Source organism: Mesorhizobium sp. CC13, from assembly GCF_039907765.1.
Taxonomy (GTDB): domain Bacteria; phylum Pseudomonadota; class Alphaproteobacteria; order Rhizobiales; family Rhizobiaceae; genus Aminobacter.
This window is the reverse complement of sequence record NZ_JARDJI010000004.1, coordinates 217491-236622: the sequence shown is the minus strand read 5'-3', so window position 1 is coordinate 236622 and position 19132 is coordinate 217491. Positions and strand designations below refer to the sequence as shown.

General features: G+C 66.8%; 12 protein-coding genes and 1 riboswitch. Of the genes, 5 read left to right on the top strand and 7 right to left on the bottom strand.

Annotated elements, in window-relative coordinates:
* Nucleotides 1–253: 253 nt before the first annotated feature.
* Together gltB and PV773_RS09020 are read left to right on the top strand one after the other, a co-directional pair.
* Nucleotides 254–4984, top strand: coding sequence for a glutamate synthase large subunit (gltB, locus tag PV773_RS09025; protein ID WP_347966029.1), 4731 nt, complete (start codon nucleotides 254–256; stop codon nucleotides 4982–4984).
* 115 nt (nucleotides 4985–5099) lie between these two features.
* Nucleotides 5100–6554, top strand: coding sequence for a glutamate synthase subunit beta (locus PV773_RS09020; RefSeq protein WP_347966028.1), 1455 nt, complete (start codon nucleotides 5100–5102; stop codon nucleotides 6552–6554).
* A gap of 207 nt (nucleotides 6555–6761) precedes the next feature.
* Here the strand turns inward: PV773_RS09020 and PV773_RS09015 are convergent, their stop codons facing one another.
* Nucleotides 6762–7994, bottom strand: a complete 1233-nt coding sequence (locus tag PV773_RS09015) for a DUF459 domain-containing protein (protein ID WP_347966027.1) — start codon at nucleotides 7992–7994, stop codon at nucleotides 6762–6764.
* 16 nt (nucleotides 7995–8010) lie between these two features.
* Entirely contained in the window at nucleotides 8011–9237 is a 1227-nt protein-coding gene (locus PV773_RS09010; protein ID WP_347966026.1) for a lytic murein transglycosylase, read from the bottom strand.
* Between the two features lie 245 nt (nucleotides 9238–9482).
* Here PV773_RS09010 and galU point away from each other — a divergent pair, with 245 nt between their 5' ends.
* Together galU and bluB are read left to right on the top strand one after the other, a co-directional pair.
* On the top strand, nucleotides 9483–10370 hold the full coding sequence (galU, locus tag PV773_RS09005) for a UTP--glucose-1-phosphate uridylyltransferase GalU (RefSeq protein WP_347966025.1): 888 nt from the start codon (nucleotides 9483–9485) through the stop codon (nucleotides 10368–10370).
* Between the two features lie 66 nt (nucleotides 10371–10436).
* Nucleotides 10437–10620: riboswitch (cobalamin riboswitch) on the top strand.
* A gap of 25 nt (nucleotides 10621–10645) precedes the next feature.
* Nucleotides 10646–11398 carry a 5,6-dimethylbenzimidazole synthase gene (gene bluB / locus PV773_RS09000; RefSeq protein ID WP_347966024.1) on the top strand — a complete coding sequence of 251 codons (753 nt, stop codon included), beginning with the start codon at nucleotides 10646–10648 and terminating at the stop codon, nucleotides 11396–11398.
* On the opposite strand, the gene PV773_RS08995 is transcribed toward bluB, so the two are convergent.
* Nucleotides 11395–13041, bottom strand: a complete 1647-nt coding sequence (locus PV773_RS08995) for an outer membrane beta-barrel protein (protein WP_347966023.1) — start codon at nucleotides 13039–13041, stop codon at nucleotides 11395–11397. The two genes, bluB and PV773_RS08995, sit on opposite strands and share 4 nt — an antisense overlap.
* Nucleotides 13042–13247: 206 nt before the next feature.
* On the opposite strand from PV773_RS08995, the gene PV773_RS08990 reads away from it, so the two are divergent.
* A complete protein-coding gene (locus tag PV773_RS08990) occupies nucleotides 13248–14246 on the top strand; it encodes a KpsF/GutQ family sugar-phosphate isomerase (protein ID WP_347966022.1) in 999 nt (332 codons plus the stop codon).
* 127 nt (nucleotides 14247–14373) lie between these two features.
* Here the strand turns inward: PV773_RS08990 and PV773_RS08985 are convergent, their stop codons facing one another.
* The 4 genes from PV773_RS08985 to PV773_RS08970 form a co-directional block, all read right to left on the bottom strand.
* Nucleotides 14374–14838, bottom strand: a complete 465-nt coding sequence (locus PV773_RS08985; RefSeq protein ID WP_347966021.1) for an NfeD family protein — start codon at nucleotides 14836–14838, stop codon at nucleotides 14374–14376.
* Between the two features lie 25 nt (nucleotides 14839–14863).
* Nucleotides 14864–15808, bottom strand: coding sequence for an SPFH domain-containing protein (locus tag PV773_RS08980; protein WP_340036663.1), 945 nt, complete (start codon nucleotides 15806–15808; stop codon nucleotides 14864–14866).
* Between the two features lie 147 nt (nucleotides 15809–15955).
* Nucleotides 15956–17020, bottom strand: a complete 1065-nt coding sequence (gene hemH, locus PV773_RS08975) for a ferrochelatase (RefSeq protein WP_347966020.1) — start codon at nucleotides 17018–17020, stop codon at nucleotides 15956–15958.
* A gap of 216 nt (nucleotides 17021–17236) precedes the next feature.
* Nucleotides 17237–19126 (bottom strand): 5'-nucleotidase C-terminal domain-containing protein, encoded by a 1890-nt coding sequence (locus tag PV773_RS08970; protein WP_347966019.1) that lies wholly within the window; start codon nucleotides 19124–19126, stop codon nucleotides 17237–17239.
* Between the last annotated feature and the right edge of the window lie 6 nt (nucleotides 19127–19132).

Sequence of the window (19132 nt, the reverse complement as noted above, 5' to 3'; positions counted from 1 at the left end):
GTAGTGCTGTCTTATTTATCTGCCCAAAGCGGAACGGATTTGGCGTATGATGACGCCACGTCCGTCTGCCGCCGCGAGCAGGGGTCAGTGGCCGAAGCGGAGCCTTTCCGCTCTGTCGCCCCGACTGGCGGTTCGGTGCCGGCCAACGGCACTGCGCCGCAAGCATATCGAAGCATATCAAAAGGTGAGCGGACCGGCACGTAGCCGTCCCAAAGCGAAATGCCCGGATCGGGCCGGAATGGAGAGAGAGACGATGACGGAGTTGACGCCATCTGTGACGACGGGTTTTGTGCCGGCCGCGCAGACGAAAGCGGCCAACAACAAAACCGATCATCTCCGAACCACCACCGGCTATGCAGCGCATGGCCTCTACGATCCGCGCAACGAGCACGACGCCTGCGGCGTCGGCTTCATCGCCCAGATGAAGGGCATCAAGTCGCACCAGATCGTCAAGGACGGGCTCTTCATGCTCGAGAACCTGACGCATCGCGGCGCGGTGGGCGCCGACCCGCTGGTCGGCGACGGCGCCGGCGTGCTGGTGCAGATCCCCGATACCTTCTTCCGCGAGGAGATGGCCAAGCAGGGCATCGAGCTGCCGGCGCCCGGCCAGTACGGCGTCGGCCACTGGTTCATGCCGCAGGATGCGGCGATGCGCGACCATATCGACGAGATCATCCGCGAGTCGGCGCAGTCGGAAGGCTTGCCGCTGATCGGCTTCCGCGACGTGCCGGTCGACAACGCCTCGCTGTCCAAGGCGCCCGAGATCGTGGCCGCCGAGCCTTACCACCGCCAGGTGTTCATCGGCCGCACGCCCGACATCGAGGACGACGAGGAATACGAGGCCCGCCTCTATCTGCTGCGCAAGGTGATCTCCGGCCGCATCTATGCCGAGAACAACAACAAGGACGTCGGCGCCTATTGCGTGTCGCTGTCGGCGCGCACCATCGTCTACAAGGGCATGTTCCTGGCCAACCAGGTCGGCGCCTATTACAGGGACCTCGGCGATCCGCGCTTCGAGACGGCGCTGATCCTGGTCCACCAGCGCTTCTCGACCAACACCTTCCCGTCGTGGAAGCTGGCGCATCCCTACCGCATGGTCGCCCATAACGGCGAGATCAACACGGTGCGCGGCAACAACAACTGGATGGCGGCCCGCCAGGCGTCGGTCGACAGCGAGCTGTTCGGCAACAACATCTCCAAGCTCTGGCCGATCTCCTATGAGGGCCAGTCGGACACGGCCTGCTTCGACAACGCGCTCGAGTTCCTGTTCCAGGGCGGCTACAAGCTGGCGCACGCCATGATGATGCTGATCCCGGAAGCCTGGGCCGGCAACAAGTCGATGGATGCCGACCGCAAGGCCTTCTACGAGTACCATGCGGCGCTGATGGAGCCGTGGGACGGCCCGGCGGCGGTGTGCTTCACCGACGGCCGCCAGATCGGTGCCACGCTCGACCGCAACGGACTGCGTCCGGCCCGCTACATCGTCACCGACGACGACCGGGTGATCCTGGCCTCTGAAGCCGGCGTGCTGCCGGTCGACGAGAAGAGCATCGTCAGGAAGTGGCGCCTGCAGCCGGGCAAGATGCTGCTGATCGACCTGGTCGAGGGCCGCATCATCTCGGACGAGGAGATCAAGTCCGAGATCGCCGCCAAGCACCCCTACAAGAAGTGGCTGGCGAACACCCAGCTGATCCTCGAGGAGCTGAAGCCGGTCGAGCCGCGCGCGCTGCGCAAGGACGTGTCGCTGCTCGATCGCCAGCAGGCCTTCGGCTACACGCAGGAAGACACCAAGCTGCTGATGTCGCCGATGGCGACGACGGGCCAGGAAGCGGTGGGCTCGATGGGCACCGACACGCCGATCTCGGCGATGTCGGACAAGTCGAAGCTGCTCTACACCTACTTCAAGCAGAACTTCGCCCAGGTTACCAACCCGCCGATCGATCCGATCCGCGAGGAGCTGGTGATGAGCCTGGTGTCGTTCATCGGCCCGCGTCCGAACATCCTCGACCTCGTCGGCACCTCCAGGCGCAAGCGGCTCGAGGCACGCCAGCCGATCCTCACCAACGCCGACCTGGAGAAGATCCGCTCCATCGGCCACACCGAGGAGAGCTTCGACACCAAGACGATCGACGTCACCTATGCCGCCAGCGAGGGCGCTGCCGGCATGCAGGGTGCGATCGAGCGCCTGTGCGAACGTGCGGAAGCAGCGGTTGCCGGCCGCTACAACATCATCATCCTGTCCGACCGCCAGCTCGGCCCGGATCGCATCGCCATCCCGTCGCTTCTGGCGACGGCCGCCGTGCACCATCACCTGGTCCGCAAGGGCCTGCGCACCTCGGTCGGCCTGGTCGTGGAATCGGGCGAGCCGCGCGAGGTGCACCATTTCTGCTGCCTGGCCGGCTACGGCGCCGAGGCGATCAACCCGTATCTGGCGTTCGACACGCTGACCGACATGCACAAGCGCGGCGAGTTCCCGCCGGAAATCGACGGCTCCGAAGTCGTCGGCCGCTACATCAAGTCGATCGGCAAGGGCATCCTCAAGGTCATGTCCAAGATGGGCATCTCGACCTACCAGTCCTACTGCGGCGCCCAGATCTTCGACGCCATCGGCCTGAAGACCGATTTCGTCGAGAAGTACTTCACGGGGACCGCGACCAACATCGAGGGCGTCGGCCTGGACGAGGTCTCGGGCGAGACCGTGGCGCGCCATACCTCGGCCTTCGGCGAGGACCCGGTGCTGCGCAACGCGCTCGACGTCGGCGGCGAGTACATGTACCGCATGCGCGGCGAAGCCCATATGTGGACGCCGGACGCGGTCGCCTCGCTGCAGCACGCCGTGCGCCAGGGCTCGTGGTCGACCTTCAAGGAGTTCTCCGCCCAGATCGACAGCGAGACGGCACGTGCCCAGCAGATTCGCGGCATGTTCCACATCAGGTCGGCGGAAGAGGGCGGCCGCAAGCCGGTCTCGATCGACGACGTGATGCCGGCGGCCGAGATCGTCAAGCGCTTCTCGACCGGTGCCATGTCCTTCGGTTCGATCAGCCGCGAGGCGCATTCGACGCTGGCCGTCGCCATGAACCGGATCGGCGGCAAGTCGAACACGGGCGAGGGCGGCGAGGAGCCGGACCGCTACCTGCCGCTGCCCGACGGTTCGGCGAACCCGGAGCGTTCGGCGATCAAGCAGGTGGCCTCGGGCCGCTTCGGGGTCACGACCGAGTACCTGGTCAACTCCGACATGATGCAGATCAAGGTGGCGCAGGGCGCCAAGCCCGGCGAGGGCGGCCAGCTGCCCGGCCACAAGGTCGACGCGACGATCGCCAAGACCCGCCACTCGACGCAGGGCGTGGGCCTGATCTCGCCGCCGCCGCACCATGACATCTATTCGATCGAAGATCTGGCACAGCTGATCTACGACCTGAAGAACGTCAACCCGGCGGCCGACGTGTCGGTCAAGCTGGTGTCGGAAGTGGGCGTCGGCACGGTCGCGGCCGGTGTCGCCAAGGCGCGCGCCGACCACATCACGATCTCCGGCTACGACGGCGGCACGGGCGCTTCGCCGCTCACCTCGCTCAAGCATGCCGGCAGCCCGTGGGAGATGGGCCTCGCCGAGACGCACCAGACGCTGGTGCTGAACGGCCTGCGTTCGCGCGTCGCGCTCCAGGTCGACGGCGGCCTGCGCACGGGCCGCGACGTCGTCATCGGCGCGCTCTTGGGCGCCGACGAGTTCGGCTTCTCGACCGCGCCGCTGATCGCGGCGGGCTGCATCATGATGCGCAAGTGCCATCTCAACACCTGCCCGGTTGGCGTCGCCACCCAGGACCCGGTGCTGCGCAAGCGCTTCAAGGGCACGCCCGAGCACGTCATCAACTACTTCTTCTACGTGGCGGAGGAGGTGCGCGAGCTGCTGGCCAGCATGGGCTACACCCATCTCGACCAGATCATCGGCAACAGCGACCTCCTGGAGAAGCGCGAGCTGATCAACCACTGGAAGTCGCGCGGGCTGGACTTCTCCAAGGTGTTCTACAAGCCGGATGCGCCTGCTTCGGCGACGCACTGGACCGAACGCCAGAAGCACCCGATCGACGACGTGCTCGACCGCAAGCTGATCGCGGAAGCGAAGTCGGCACTCGAAGCGCGCCAGCCGGTGAAGATCGAGACGACCATCCGCAACGTCGACCGCTCCGCCGGTGCGATGCTGTCGGGCGAGGTGGCCAAGCGCTTCAAGCACAAGGGCCTGCGCGAGGACACCATCTCGGTGAAGCTGACCGGCACCGCCGGCCAGTCCTTCGGCGCCTTCCTGACGCGGGGCGTGACCTTCGAGCTGGTCGGCGACGGCAACGACTATGTCGCCAAGGGCCTGTCGGGCGGCCGCATCGTCATCCGCCCGCCCGAGGGCAGCAAGATCGTCGCCGAGGATTCGATCATCGTCGGCAACACCGTGCTCTACGGCGCCATCGAGGGCGAGTGCTACTTCCGCGGCGTGGCCGGCGAACGCTTCGCCGTGCGCAACTCGGGTGCGGTCACCGTCGTCGAGGGCGTGGGCGACCACGGCTGCGAGTACATGACGGGCGGCGTCGTGGTGGTCATCGGCAAGACCGGCCGCAACTTCGCGGCGGGCATGTCGGGCGGCGTCGCCTACGTGCTCGACGAGGAGGGCGATTTCGCCGAACGCTGCAACATGGCGATGGTCGAGCTCGAGCCGGTCCCCGAAGAGGACGACATGCTGGAGAAGCTGCACCATCACGGCGGCGACATCGCCCACAAGGGCCGCGTCGACGTGTCGGGCGACATGACCCGCCACGACGAGGAGCGCCTGGTGCAGCTGATTTCGAACCACATGCACTACACCGGTTCGACCCGCGCCAAGCAAATCCTGGACGACTGGGCGAGCTACCGACCCAAATTCCGCAAGGTCATGCCGGTGGAATACCGCCGCGCGCTGATCGAGATGGAGCGCATGAGGATGAACGTCGCGGCCGAATAGCCGCGACCATCCGGCCGGCGGGGTGCCTGCGGGCGCCCGCCATCGCATGCTTCATTTGAAGTGGTGGAATTCTACGCCCGCGCCGAGACGCCGGGCACGACCGACGAGAGTTACGATGGGCAAGGTTACAGGTTTTCTCGAGATCGACCGGCAGGTGCACAAGTACCAGCCGGCTTCCGACCGCATCCGGCATTTCCGCGAATTCACGCTGCCGATGTCGGACAAGGAAGTGGAAAAGCAGGCGGCGCGCTGCATGGATTGCGGCATCCCGTTCTGCCACGGGCCGACGGGCTGCCCGGTCCACAACCAGATCCCGGACTGGAACGATCTGGTCTACAACGGCGACTGGGACAGCGCGATCCGCAACCTGCATTCGACCAACAACTTCCCGGAGTTCACCGGCCGCATCTGCCCCGCGCCCTGCGAGGAAGCCTGCACGCTGAACCTCGAGGACATCCCGGTCGCCATCAAGACCGTCGAGCAGGCGATCGCCGACAAGGCCTATGAGGGCGGCTACATCCGTCCCTATCCGCCGGAAAAGAAGACCGGCAAGAAGGTGGCCATCATCGGTTCCGGCCCGGCGGGCATGGCGGCTGCCCAGCAGCTCGGCCGCGCCGGCCACGAGGTCCATGTCTACGAGCGCGAGAGCCGTCCCGGCGGCCTGCTGCGCTTCGGCATCCCGGACTTCAAGATGGAGAAGCACTTTATCGACCGCCGCGTCGAGCAGATGGCGGGCGAGGGCGTGACCTTCCACTGCGGCGTGAATGTCGGCGTCGACAAGAAGGTGTCCGAGCTCTTGGCCGAGTTCGACGCCGTGCTCTACACCGGCGGTTCGGAAACCCCGCGCCCCGCGGGCATTCCCGGCGCCGACCTCGAGGGCGTGCACGACGCGATGCCCTACCTCGTGCAGCAGAACAAGCGCCTCGGCGGCGAGGACATCCAGTCGGTCGCCTGGCCGTCCGAGCCGATCGTCGCCGGCGGCCAGCACGTCGTCGTCGTCGGCGGCGGCGACACCGCTTCCGACTGCGTCGGCACGGCGTTCCGCCAGGGGGCGGTGCGCGTCACCCAGCTCGACATCCGCCCGCAGCCGCCGGAGAAGGAGAACAAGCTCTCCGTCTGGCCCTACTGGGCGACCAAGATGCGCACCTCGTCGTCGCAGGCCGAGGGCGCGCAACGCGAGTTCCAGGTGGCGACGCTCGAGTTCATCGGCGAGGAAGGCCAGCTGACCGGCGTGAAGTGCTGCGAGGTCGACGAGAAGCGCAAGCCGATCCCGGGCACGGATTTCGTCATCCGCGCCGACCTCGCCTTCATCGCCATCGGCTTCGCCGGCCCGATCGCCGGCGGCGTCACCAAGGAGCTCGAAGGCAAGCTCGAGATCACCACCGACGCGCGCCGCTCGTCCAACGTCGCGGCCAACGAGCAGGACTACAGGACCAACATCGACAAGCTCTACGTCGCCGGCGACGTGCGCCGCGGCCAGTCGCTGGTGGTCTGGGCGATCCGCGAAGGCCGCCAGGCCGCGCATGCCATCGACGCGGCGCTGATGGGCTCGACGGTGCTGCCGCGGTGACGACGACGCGGGCGCGTCCTTCGAGGCTCGCCCGCTGACGTCTATGATACGAAGCCCGGGGCTCCCCCAAAACCCTCATGGTGAGCCTGTCGAACCACGGGTTTTTGGGCAAGCAAAGTCTGGCGCCCTCGTGGTTCGACAGGCTCACCATGAGGGTTCGAGCCTTCGTCTGGCCTGGACACCTTCTCGGCGAGCCCCGAACGACGGTTACCGCTTGATCGCGGTCGTCGTCTCGCTGCCCGGCGATACCGGCAGCTTCTTCGGCGGCCAGGAGAAATCGTCGGCACGGCCAGGCGGTGCCGCCGGGGCGACGCCCTGCACCACCAGCTTCCCGCCCGGCGAATTCGGATCGCCCGGGGCCGCCGCCTGTCCGCCCATCAGTTCCGTGCCGCCGTCGAGCTCGGGGTCGGAGAGCGACACCGGCACGGTCCGGTCGATGTTGACCGGCACGTTGAGTTCGCCCGGCGTTGCCTGCGGCAGGCTCGCCGGCACCGCGACCTCGGTGCCCTGCGGGGTAATGCCCAAAAGCTTGTTCAGCGGCTTTTCGGCATAGAAGGCGAGCTTGCGCTTGCCGGCGCGGGTGACGTTGATGCCGTCGTCCGAGCGCAGGCGCACCGGCTGGCCGTTGATGTCGGGGCCGGAGGTGACGAAGGCGCCGTTCTCGTCGACGAAACCGTCCCAGACATCGACGAACTCCTTGCCGGAGGCTTCCGTCACGGTCCTGTAGATGTCGTTGAAGGCGAGCATGTCGGTGCTCATCTTCGACGACTTGAATGCCGGCATGCCGATCCAGAGGAACGGTACCTTGGTGTCGCTCAGCGTCTTTGCGAACTGCTCGGCGCGCGCCGTGTATTCCTTCATCCAGGCCGGGCTCATCGCCGGTTCGCGGTTTTCGCCGACCCGCATCTGCTGGCGGTCGTTGGAGCCGAGCATGACCACGACGACGGCCGGCTTCTCCTGGGCGATCAGCTCCTGGGCTTTCTCCGGCCAGTTGTAGTAGTCGTCGCGGACGAAGCCGGACGAACCGCTGGTCTTGTCGACGATGCGGATCTTGGCGTTCTCGGCGAAGACGGTGCTCAGCCCCTCGGCGATGCCGGCGCCGAGGAAGTCGCCGATCACCAGCACGACACGCGCGTCGGGCAGCTTCTCCACCACCGGCACGGCCGGTTCGGCCGGCTTGCTCACTGCAGCCGCCTTGGGCTTGCGCGGCGCCTTGCGGATGGTTTTCCGAGGCCTGACCTGCGGTTCCTCGTAGATGTAGGGGTCGATGCGCGGCTCGCGGCGCGGCAGGAAAAGGTCACGCAGCGACCAGCGCCGCAATATGCCCTCCTGGGCGAAGGCCGGGGAGGGCGCGGTCATGGCGGTCAGCGCGACCGCCACCGCGACCGCAGGCATCGTCAGGCGCAGAACGATGGTGTTCGGGCGACGCGTCGATGCCAAGCACAACCTCCGCTGGCTAATTCTGCCGCAGCTTCTTGAGCACTTCCATGCTCGGATGGCCGTCCTGCGTCAAGCCCAGCTGCGCCTGGAACGCCTTGATGGCCGAGCGCGAGCCTTCGCCGATCTTGCCGTCGGCCTTGCCGTCGTAATAGCCGCTCTCCGACAGCCGCTGCTGCAGTTCCTGCTTTTCGGCGAAGGACAGCTTGGTGAACGGGCGGCTCCAGTCCTGCACCAGCCCGCCATATCCGGCGATCTCGTCGGCAAGCAGGCCGACCGCGAGGGCGTATTTATCGGCGTTGTTGTAGCGCTTGATCACCTGGAAGTTCTTGGTCATCAGGAAGGCCGGCCCCTGGCGGCCGTCCGGCACCTTCAGCGTCGCGACATCCGAGCCGCGCCTGAACGCCTTGCCGTTGGCGCGCTCGACGCCGAGCGAGGCCCACTTGTCCAGCGTCGCCGAACCGCTGGGGAACTTGCGGCCCTCGGGCAGCACCACCTCGTAGCCCCAGGTCCTGCCGGCCTGCCAGCCGTTCTTCTTGAGCAGGTTGGCGGCGGTGGCGAGCGCGTCGGGCACCGAATTCCAGATGTCGCGGCGGCCGTTGCCGTCGGCGTCGACCGCATAGGCCTGGTAGCTGGTCGGGATGAACTGGGTATGGCCCATGGCGCCCGCCCAGGAGCCCATCAGGTTGCTTTCCTTGATGTCGCCGCGCTGCAGGATCTTGAGGGCGGCGATGAGCTGGGTGCGGGCGTATTTGGCGCGGCGCTGGTCGCCATAGGCAAGCGTCGCCAGCGAGCGCACCACGTTGCGCATCACCTTGTCGTTCTTGAGGATCTCGCCATAGTTGGATTCCATCGACCAGATGGCCAACAGCACGTAGCGGTCGACGCCGTAGGCGGCCTCGATGCGGTCGAGCCAGGGCTTCCACTTGCGCGCCATCTCGCGGCCGGTGGCGATCGACTGGTCATGCACGCGGTTGTCGAAATAGTCCCAGACAGGGGCGGTGAATTCGGGCTGGAAGCGCGCCTTTTCCAGCACTTCGGCATCGGCGGAGGTGATGCCGCGGAAGGCGCGGTCGTAGGTCGAACCGGAAATGCCGTTGTCGGCCGCGACCGAACGGAAGCTCGCCACCCAGCGCTGGAATCCCGGCTCGGCGGCGGCGGGACCGGCAGGCAGCAAAAGCGCGAATGAGATACCGGCGATTGCGGCGGCGCTGGCGAGGGCCCGGGCGGTCTTGCGAAGAGGCATTCTTTCCTCCTTGGAGAGATCAGAAAGTCGATTCATCGCCGAAGCCGGTTATCAATCAGTTTACCATAGTCCTCCGGGGGAACGAAAAGCCGCCTGCCGAATTGTCCAGGGCCAGTCAACTCGATCAAGTTCGCGTGATCGCTGGTCTTGCCCGCCGTCCCCGAATATGTGAACGCATTCAGTATTCATCAATTGGGGCGTGACAGTGTCCACGCCCGGTACATGCAACCATCGGACGAACACCCATGAAACGAGTTCGCAAGGCAGTATTTCCTGTCGCAGGTCTGGGCACGCGCTTCCTGCCCGCCACCAAGTCGATTCCGAAGGAAATGCTGACCGTCGTCGACAAGCCGGTGATCCAGTACGTCGTCGACGAGGCGCGCGAAGCAGGCATCGAGCACTTCATCTTCGTCACCGGCCGCAACAAGGCGGTCATCGAGGACCATTTCGACGTCCAGTTCGAGCTCTACGACACGCTCGCCCAGCGCGGCAAGGGCGAACAGCTCGAAAGGCTGCAGCGCCTGCAGCCGGCGCCGGGCCAGACCTCGTTCACCCGCCAGCAGGTGCCGCTCGGCCTCGGCCACGCGGTCTGGTGCGCGCGCGAGCTCGTCGGCAACGAGCCGTTCGCGCTGCTTCTGCCCGACATGATCATGCAGTCCGAGAAGAGCTGCATGCGCGAGATGGTCGAGCTCTACAACGAGACCGGCAGCAACATCATCGCCGTGCAGGAATGCGACCCCGCCGAGGCGCACAAATACGGCATCGTCGGCAAGGGCGAAACCGTCCATACCGGCTTCCGCATCGACGGCATGGTGGAGAAGCCGAAGCCCGGCACGGCGCCGTCGAACCTGTTCATCAACGGCCGCTACATCCTGCAGCCGGAGATCTTCGGCATCCTGGCCAACCAGGAGCGCGGCGCCGGCGACGAGATCCAGCTCACCGACGCGATGCTCAAGCTCGAGAAGCAGCAGTCCTTCTTCGGCTACCACTATCGCGGCCGCACCTTCGACTGCGGTTCGCCGGAGGGCTTCGTCGAGGCCAACGTCGCCTTCGCGCTGTCGCGGGCCGATATCAACGAGCGCATGGCGGGCGTCATCGAAAGCCTGCTCGGCGAGATGAAGCCGGCTCGCTGACCTTCCCAATGTCGCCCGCGCGTCAGAATTGGACGCGCGGCGCGGTGGTTTTCGGCATCAGTGCCGAGTAGACATGTCCTGCCAGGTGCCCGCAGCGATGCGGGAGAATCGGGAACACGGTGCAAATCCGTGGCGTGCCCAACGCTGTAAGAGGGACCGCATCGGCAAAAGCCACTGTCCGCAGGACGGGAAGGCGCCGAAGGCGGGCTGAACTCGAGCCAGAAGACCGGCCCGGCAGAAATCGTCCACCGCATGGTCAGGCGGCGGAAACCGATATGCTCGCCAGGGGACACGCGATGCCGGCCGACCATACCCATGCCGATACGGGCTGTTTCGATGCGGCAGCGCAGGATGCCGTGTACCGCGCCATCTTCACGCGCCGCGACGTGCGAAGCCATTTCCTGCCCGATCCGATCGAGGACGCCCTGCTGGCGCGCCTGTTGATGGCGGCGCACCACGCGCCCTCGGTCGGCTTCATGCAGCCGTGGAATTTCATCGTCATCCGCGACCCGGGCCGCAGGGAGCAGGTGCGCGACCTCTTCCTCGCCGCGCGCGGCGAGGAATTGCCGCATATCGCCGAGGAGCGGCAGGCGCTCTACCGCAAGCTCAAGCTCGAAGGCATCTCGGAAACGCCGCTCAACCTGGTCGTGACCTGCGACCGCAGCCGGTCGCGGCATTCGCCGCTCGGGCGCTGGCACAATCCCGAGATGGACCTCTACAGCACGGTCTGCGCGGTGCAGAACTTCTGGCTGGCGGCGCGCGCCGAAGGCATCGGCGTCGGATGGGTCAGCATCCTCGACCGCGAGGCGCTGAAAAGGCTGCTCGGCATTCCCGAGCACGTCACGCCGGTGGCCTATCTGTGCGTCGGCCGCGTGTCGGAGTTCGCGGCGCGGCCCGACCTGGAGCGGCATGGCTGGGCAAGCCGCCTGCCGCTCGCTGATCTTATCATGAGCGAGGTCTATTCCGGTGCGGGCGAGGACGTGCTGAAGGCCGCGGTCTCGACGATGTCGGACGGCGGGAAGCCCTAGCGCTGGACCCTCAGCCCGACGAACACGCTGTTGGTGCTGCTGTCGCGGCCGGCGAGCGTGCTGTCGAGCGCTTCGTGTCTCAACCGGCCGGTCAGGCCGGCGTAGCGGTTGAGCCACCAGGTCAGCCCGGCTTCTGCGGTGAGCGTCAGCTCGCGGTCGTCCGATCCGGCATAGTCGCGCCAGCCGGTGCCGACCGCGGCAAAGCCGGTGAGGTTGGCCCGCATCTGGCGTTCGACCGCGAGGCGCCCGGAATAGAGCACCGAGCCGCTCTGCCCCGGCGTCGTCGAGCCTTCCACCACGGTCGTGCCGGTGAGGCTGACGATGGTGCCGCGGATCGGCGACCAGCGGAGATCGGCCGCGAGCGTGGCTGCGGAAATCGTGTCCAGGCGGTCGTCGTCGAAGTCCTCGGCGATCCAGCCCGCCGAGACCTCGCCGCCGAATTTCTCGCCCATGTCGATCTCGACGCCGGCGCGCGCGCCGACGCGGTTCGACGAGCGCTCGAAGCCGGCCGTGTCGAACCTGAGGTCGTAGACGCGGCGGCCGAACTCGACCTCGCCGAAGGGCACGAGGGCCGGCGAAATCTCGTAGCCGGCGCGCAGGCGGCCGGTATAGAGCGTGGAATTCCGGTCTTCCTGCGACAGCGTGCCCCCGCCGGACAGTTCGGCGTCGTCGAAGCGCTCGTTGGTCACTTCACCGGTGGCGGCAAGCCGAACCTTGCCAACGTCCTTTTCCAGACCCAGGCTACCGTCGAGCGTGCGCCGCAGGGGCCGCGAGACAGTGTCCTCGATCACCACCGGCGACGTCGCCGATTCCGGCCTGACATTGTAGCCGAGCGTGCCGATGGCGCGGAAACCGTCGGTCAGGTCGAGTTCGAGCCGCCCGTCGATGCCGCCCGTGGCCTCCTCGAGTTCCTGCCCGGAGACGGATTTGCGGAAGGTGCCGTAGGCGTCGATCGTCGCCGAGTGGCGCTCCCAGTCGGAGACGGCGTTGAGGCGAAGCGCGGTTTCGGAAAGCACCGCCGACTTGCCGTTGGCGCTCGAATCGGCGTTCGACGTCGCCGTCACGCCCTGTTCCAGGCTGGGCCGCAGCACGAAGCTGCCGACGCGGATGCCGGGTGCCGCGAACGGATAGTCGTCGCGCGGCACGTAGCGTCCCTCGATCGCCGTCTGGCGGCGTGCCTCCGAGCCGCTCGCCGGGGCAAATTCCGAATCGACCGTGCCCTGGCGCACCGCGCCGGTGGTCAACTCGCCGTCCGGCTCCGTCGGCGCCTCCGGTCCGCTCTGCTGGGAGGGGCGTGCCGCCGTGCCCGCGGCGAGGCGCCTGCGGGCCTCTTCGGCGCGCTGCCGGGCCGTGGTCGGGGGCAGGGCATAGGTCGAGGCGGAGGTTTGGTCGGCGTTCGGCGGCTCGCTGAAGATGTCGGCCGCCTCGCCGGCCGGCTGGTCGGGAACGGCCCCGGGGCTCGCGGGCTGATATGTGTCCTGGTTCTGGTCCTGGGCAGCTGCGACCGGCTGGACCGCCGGGCGCTTGCGCCACATCAGCGCATCCCTGACCTGGGTTTCGCTGACCGCGCCGCGCAGGCCGGCTTCCTGGGCCTGGGCGGGGAGCAGGCACGCCACGGCCGCCACGCTTGCCGTCGCCAGCAAGGCGCATATGCGCGCACCGTTCGGCCGTCCTATTCGCTCCGGCAAGACCCGTTCCATCGCCACCAATGCCCCGCAGGCGCATGGGCGCCGTGCTTAGCAACTCGTAAATCGCCATGGTTAATGGAGCGTTTCGCTGGCGCGCCGACCGCGCAAACGGGGGGCGATAGTGATGGACAGCCGGCTTGGGACGCGCTAACGCATGCGCCATGCACGCTGGATCGCTGAAAAAAGAGCCGGACCCGCAGGCCTCGATCGCCTCGGCGCTTCGTACCATCGCCACCGAACAGGCCGGAATCGCGGCTCTCCTCGCGTCGCTGGAAGGCCCGCTGGCCGAGCCGTTCGCCCGCGCTGTCTCGGTGCTTGGCCAGCTGAACGGCCGCGCGATCATCACCGGCGTCGGCAAGAGCGGCCATATCGGCAGGAAGATCGCCGCCACCTTCGCCTCGACCGGCACGCCGTCCTATTTCGTCCATCCGGCGGAAGCCATCCACGGCGACCTCGGCATGATCACCCGGGACGATGCGATCGTCGCCATCTCGTGGTCGGGCGAGACGGCCGAGCTCAAGGGCATCGTCGGCTATTCGCGCCGCTTCTCCATCCCGCTGGTGGCGATCACCGCCGGCGAGACCTCGGCGCTGGCGCGCCAGGCCGACGTGGTGCTGCTCCTGCCGCGCACGCCGGAGGCCTGCCCGCACGGGCTGGCGCCGACGACCTCGACGCTGCTCCAGCTGGCGATAGGCGACGCGTTGGCCGTGGCGCTGCTCGAGGCGCGCGGCTTCACGCCGGATCATTTCCGCACGTTCCATCCCGGCGGCCAGCTCGGCGCCAGCCTGATGCCGGTCGGCGAGCTCATGCACACCGGCGACCGCATGCCCGTCGTCACCATCGGCACCAAGATGCCGGAGGCGGTCCGCACGCTGTCGCAGAAGCGCTTCGGCTGCGTCTGCGTGGTCGACGCGGACGGCAAGCTGGCCGGTATCATCACCGACGGCGACCTCTCCCGCAACCTCGACCGCAACCTCGTCGAGACGAGGGTCGAGGAGATCATGACGACGCGGCCCAAGACCGTCCCGCGCCAGATGCTGGCCGGTGCCGCGATCGCGCTCCTGAACGAGAACAACATCGGCGCGCTGATCGTGGTCGAGGGCGACCGCCCGGTCGGCCTCGTGCACTTCCACGACCTGCTCCGGATCGGCGCGGCTTAGGATCTTTTGATCTGAGGTGCCGTTTGGCGGCAACCTCCCAGTAGTCCCCATGGTGAGCCTGTCGAACCATCAGGGCTACCGGGGCGCTTGCGATCGGCGGCCGAATGTCCCGCGCCTCAACGGTGCCTCAGACCGCCTCCACAACCAGTTCCAGATCGGTGTCGCCGGCGGCGACGACGCGCACCTTGGTGCCCGCCGGCAGGTCCGGACCCGAGACGCGCCAGGTCGTGTCACCCAGCTTGATGCGGCCGCGGCCCTCCCTGATCGGCTCGGCAAGGGTCGCGGTGCGCCCGACCATCTGCGCGCCGCGCCGGTTGAGCAGCGGCTGGTCGCTGGCCTCGCCATTGCTGCTCATGATCTTCTTGCCGGCGTAGGCCGCGACCAGGGACAGGGCGAGGAAGACCAGCACCTGGACATGCCAGGTCCAGGCGGCCCAGTCCCAGAGCTGCAGCGACAGCGCCCCGGTCAGCAGCGCGGCAATGCCGATCCACAGCAGGAAGAAGCCGGGCAGCACGATCTCCAGGACCAGGAGGACGAGGCCCAGCACCATCCAGTTCCACGGTCCGAGTTCCGCAACGACACCGGCCAGCATGATCGCCTCCCGCTGCCCGCGCCGGTCAGTTCTGCTCCGGCGGAATCCTCGGCGTGCGCGACGCCGGGCGCTGGCCGCTCGGGGCGTCGCCGCCGAACACTTCCTTGGCGATGGCGCCGATGCCGCCGAGCGAGCCGATCAGCGACGAAGCCTCGATCGGCAGCAGCACGACCTTGTTGTTGTTGGCAGAACCGATCTTGGCCAGCGCCTCGGTGTATTTCTGGGCGACGAAGTAGTTGATTGCCTGCACGTCGCCCTTGGCGATGGCCTCCGACACCACCTGGGTGGCGCGCGCTTCGGCCTCGGCGGCGCGCTCGCGCGCCTCGGCGTCGCGGAAGGCGGCTTCGCGGCGGCCCTCGGCCTCCAGCACCTGGGCCGCCTTCAGGCCTTCGGCCTCGAGGATCTGGGCGCGCTTGTTGCGTTCGGCCATCATCTGGCGGGCCATCGACTCGACCAGGTTGGCCGGCGGGTTGATGTCCTTGATCTCGACGCGGGTGACCTTGATGCCCCAGGGGTGCGCCGCCTCGTCGACGACGCGCAGCAGGCGCTCGTTGATGGCGTCGCGGTTCGACAGCAGCTCGTCGAGGTCCATCGAGCCCATCACGGTGCGGATGTTGGTCATGGTCAGGTTGAGGATGGCGTTCTGCAGGCCCGCGACCTGGTAGGCCGCCTGCGGCGCGTTGAGCACCTGGTAGAAGGCGACGCCGTCCACCGCCACGATGGCGTTGTCGCGGGTGATCACCTCCTGCGTCGGCACGTCGAGCACCTGCTCCATCATGTTCATCTTGGCGCCGATGCGGTCGACGAAGGGAATGATCAGGTTGAGGCCGGGCGTCAGCGTGCGGGTGTAGCGGCCGAAGCGCTCGACGGTGTAGTTGTAGCCCTGCGGAATGGTCTTGATGCCGGTGAACAGCAGCAACAGCACCAGGATGACCAGGACCGGAATGATGATGTCGAGACCAGTGAACACCGTTCGGCACTCCCCCGCGAGTTGAGCGCTGCGATTCGGATGAACGCAGAGCGCGATGCCGAAAGACTTAAGGGCCTTTCAGCATCGATACAATGACATCGGGAGTGGAATGTTGTGGTGGTGCCGGGCGCCCGCGAAGGCGGGGGCTCAGACCCAGCCCATCAGCTCGCGGCGGGTGATCGCCTCGATCACCGCCATGCCTTCCGGACCGTCGTTCAGGCAGGGGATGTGGGAGAAATTCCTGCCGCCGGCATGGTGGAAGATCTCGGCGTTCTCGCCGGCGATCTCCTCCAGCGTCTCGATGCAGTCGGCAGAAAAACCCGGATTGACGACGGCGATCGACTTCACGCCTTCTTTGGCAAGCCGCTCGACCGTCTTGTCGGTATAGGGCTGCAGCCATTCCTGCGCGCCGAAGCGCGACTGGAAGGTGGTCATCAGCTTCTTGTCGTCCATGCCGAGCCGCTCGCGCAACAGCCGCGTCGTCTTCACGCAGTGGCAATGATAGGGGTCGCCCCGCTCGAAATAGGGTTTTGGGATGCCGTGGTAGGAGGCGAGGATCACCTCCGGCTCGAAGTCGAGCTTGGCCAGGTGCTGCTCGATCGAGCGGGCCAGCGCCTCGATGTAGACCGGCTCGTCGTAATAGGCGGGCACGGTGCGGATCGACGGCATGGCACGGATCTGCATCAGCGCGCGGAACAACTGGTCGCTGGCGGTCGCCGTCGTCGTCGCCGAGAACTGCGGGTAGAGCGGGAACATGACGATGCGGTCGCATCCCTGGGCGATCAGCTTGTCGACGGCGCCCGCGGTCGAGGGGCTGCCATAGCGCATGCCCCATTCGACCACGACGTCGGGCAGGTCGCCCAGCGCCGCGGCGAGCTTCTCGGCCTGGCCGCGGGTGTAGGTGCGCAGCGGGGATTCGTCGCGCTCGGTGTTCCAGATCTTCCTGTAGTTCTGGCCCGACTTCTTCGGCCGCGTGTTGAGCACGATGCCGTAGAGGATCGGGTACCACAGCACCTTGGGCATCTCGATGACGCGCGGATCGGACAGGAACTCGCGCAGGTAGCGCCACATCGACTTCCTGTCGGTGCCGTCGGGCGTGCCGAGATTGACGAGGAGCACGCCGACCTTGCCCTTGCGCACGGAGGGGTGGCCGCCGGGGAGGGGGCCGAGCGCCTTGGCCGATTTGTCGTCGATCGTCGTCGTCATGTCCATTCGGTGTCTCCGTTGACGGGATACCTAGTTGAACGGGGCGGCCGTTCAATGTCGCGTCTGGCCGCACCTTGGCAGGGGAGTAGGGTGTTAGGGCAGTAAGGGAGTAGGGCAGTGCGTTTGCCCTACTCCCTTACTGCCGTATTCCCCTTCCAGATACCCGGAATGCGAATGCCCGCCCGGCGTGCCGGGCGGGCTTGTCAGGTCAGGTCTGACCTATCAGTTGGCCGCCGGGATTGCCAGCGTGCCGCCGATCTGCAGGTCCTTGGCCTTTGCGTCCGGATTGGCGGCGGCGATCGCCTGCCACCTGGTGGGGTCGCCGAGATAGGTCTTGGCGAGGTCCCAGAAGGTGTCGCCGGCGGCGATCGTGTGCGTCTTGCCGCCGCCGGATGCGGCCTGTGCGGTCGCTGCTTCGGCAGGCTTTGCCGGTTCGGCCGTCGCGGGTGCCGCTTCCGCCGGCTTTGCCGGTTCGGCCGTGGCGGGCGCGGCGGCCACGGTCGCGGCGATCTCGGTGATGCGGCCGTCGAGCTTGGGCGTGAACGGACGGTTCTTGGCCAGATAGTCGGCGACCACCTGCTCGAGGCTCGGGCCGTAGTCGTAGGCCTTGGTGGCGTTGGCGGCAAAGATCTTGTAGCCGTCGCCGCCCTGGCGCACGTAGTTGTTGGTGGCGACGGTGTAGACCTTGGCGTCGTCGAGCGGCACCCAGGCGCCGCCCTCCATCGTCTCGATCGATTTCAGCCGTCCGCCGTTGGGCGCCACCGACTTGTCGAAGGAATATTTCAGGCCCGCCACCTGCGGGAACTTGCCCTTGCCTTCCTCGATCTCGGAGAGGCCCGCCTCGAGCGAGGCGCGCAGGTCGGCGCCGGAAAGCTGGAAGGTCGCCAGCGTGTTCTGGAAGGGCAGCACCGTCAGCACCTCGCCCATGGTCACCACGCCCTTGTCGATCGAGGCGCGGATGCCGCCGCCGTTCTGGATGGCGATGGTGACGCCCTGGTCCTTGACCCGGTCGAGGATGGCGTCGGAGATCAGGTTGCCCATGGCGCATTCGCGGGCGCGGCAGTTCTCGCGGCTGCCGTCGATCTGGTCGGTGGTCTCGGCGACTTCCTTGTTCTTCAGCTCCTCGATCGGGGCGCCGAGTTCCTTGATGCGGGCGAGCACCGCCTCGTCGGGCTTGATCGAATTGTCGAGATAGATCGGGTCGCCCTTGGCCTCCTTGACCACGCCGTTGTCGTCGAAGGTGACGGTGAACTCGCCGAGATATTTGGAATAGGACGCGGCCTGCGTCACCGGCACCTTGTAGCCCTCGGGGTTGTCGACCATCGTCGGGTAGGGCCCTTCGGCCTTGGGGTCGGTGTTCGACAAAAGCGAATGCGAGTGGCCGCCGACGACGACGTCGACGCCGGGGATCCTGGCGATCATCTCCTTCTCGCGCGGATAGCCGATGTGGGTGAGGGCGATGATCTTGTTGACGCCCTCTGCCTTCAGCTTCTCGACCTCGGCGGTGATGTTCTTGATGTCGTCCTCGATGGCGATGTTCGGGCCGGGCGAGGCGACTTCGGGCGTGTCGTTGGTGACGGCGCCGACGATGCCGATCTTCTGGCCGCCGACCTCGACCACGATCGACGGCTTGATGCGGTCGCCGACCTTGGACTGGGCGTTCGGCTTCACGTTGGCCGACAGCACCGGGAACTGGATCTTCTCCAGGAACGGCACCAGCGCGTCCTCGCCGTCGTCGAACTCGTGGTTGCCCACGGTCATGGCGTCGAACTTCATCTGGTTCAGGAACTCGGCCTCGGCCGCGCCCTTGTAGGTGGTGTAGAACAGCGAGCCCTGGAAATTGTCGCCGCCATTGAGCAAAAGCACGTTCTGGCCTTCGAGTTTCTTGCGCTCCTGGGCGATCGCCGTCACCAGGCGCGCCGCGCCGCCGATGCACTCGCCCTTGCCCTCTTCCTCGGCCGAGCAGGTGGATTCGAACTTGTTGTTGCTTTCGATGCGGCTATGCCAGTCGTTGATGTGAAGAATGGTCAATGTGTAGTCGGCGAAAGACGGCGCGACGGAATATCCGAACGCCGATGCCGACAAAGCCGCGATGGCAGCCAGTCTCTTCATGATGAA

Excerpts from the sequence above, each read along its gene's own strand:
- galU (WP_347966025.1), top strand. The coding sequence starts at position 9,483 with ATGAAACGAGTTCGCAAGGCAGTATTTCCTGTCGCAGGTCTGGGCACG.
- gltB (WP_347966029.1), top strand. The coding sequence starts at position 254 with ATGACGGAGTTGACGCCATCTGTGACGACGGGTTTTGTGCCGGCCGCG.
- PV773_RS08990 (WP_347966022.1), top strand. The coding sequence starts at position 13,248 with ATGCACGCTGGATCGCTGAAAAAAGAGCCGGACCCGCAGGCCTCGATC.
- bluB (WP_347966024.1), top strand. The coding sequence starts at position 10,646 with ATGCTCGCCAGGGGACACGCGATGCCGGCCGACCATACCCATGCCGAT.
- PV773_RS08970 (WP_347966019.1), bottom strand. The coding sequence starts at position 19,126 with ATGAAGAGACTGGCTGCCATCGCGGCTTTGTCGGCATCGGCGTTCGGA.
- PV773_RS09020 (WP_347966028.1), top strand. The coding sequence starts at position 5,100 with ATGGGCAAGGTTACAGGTTTTCTCGAGATCGACCGGCAGGTGCACAAG.
- PV773_RS09010 (WP_347966026.1), bottom strand. The coding sequence starts at position 9,237 with ATGCCTCTTCGCAAGACCGCCCGGGCCCTCGCCAGCGCCGCCGCAATC.
- hemH (WP_347966020.1), bottom strand. The coding sequence starts at position 17,020 with ATGGACATGACGACGACGATCGACGACAAATCGGCCAAGGCGCTCGGC.
- PV773_RS08985 (WP_347966021.1), bottom strand. The coding sequence starts at position 14,838 with ATGCTGGCCGGTGTCGTTGCGGAACTCGGACCGTGGAACTGGATGGTG.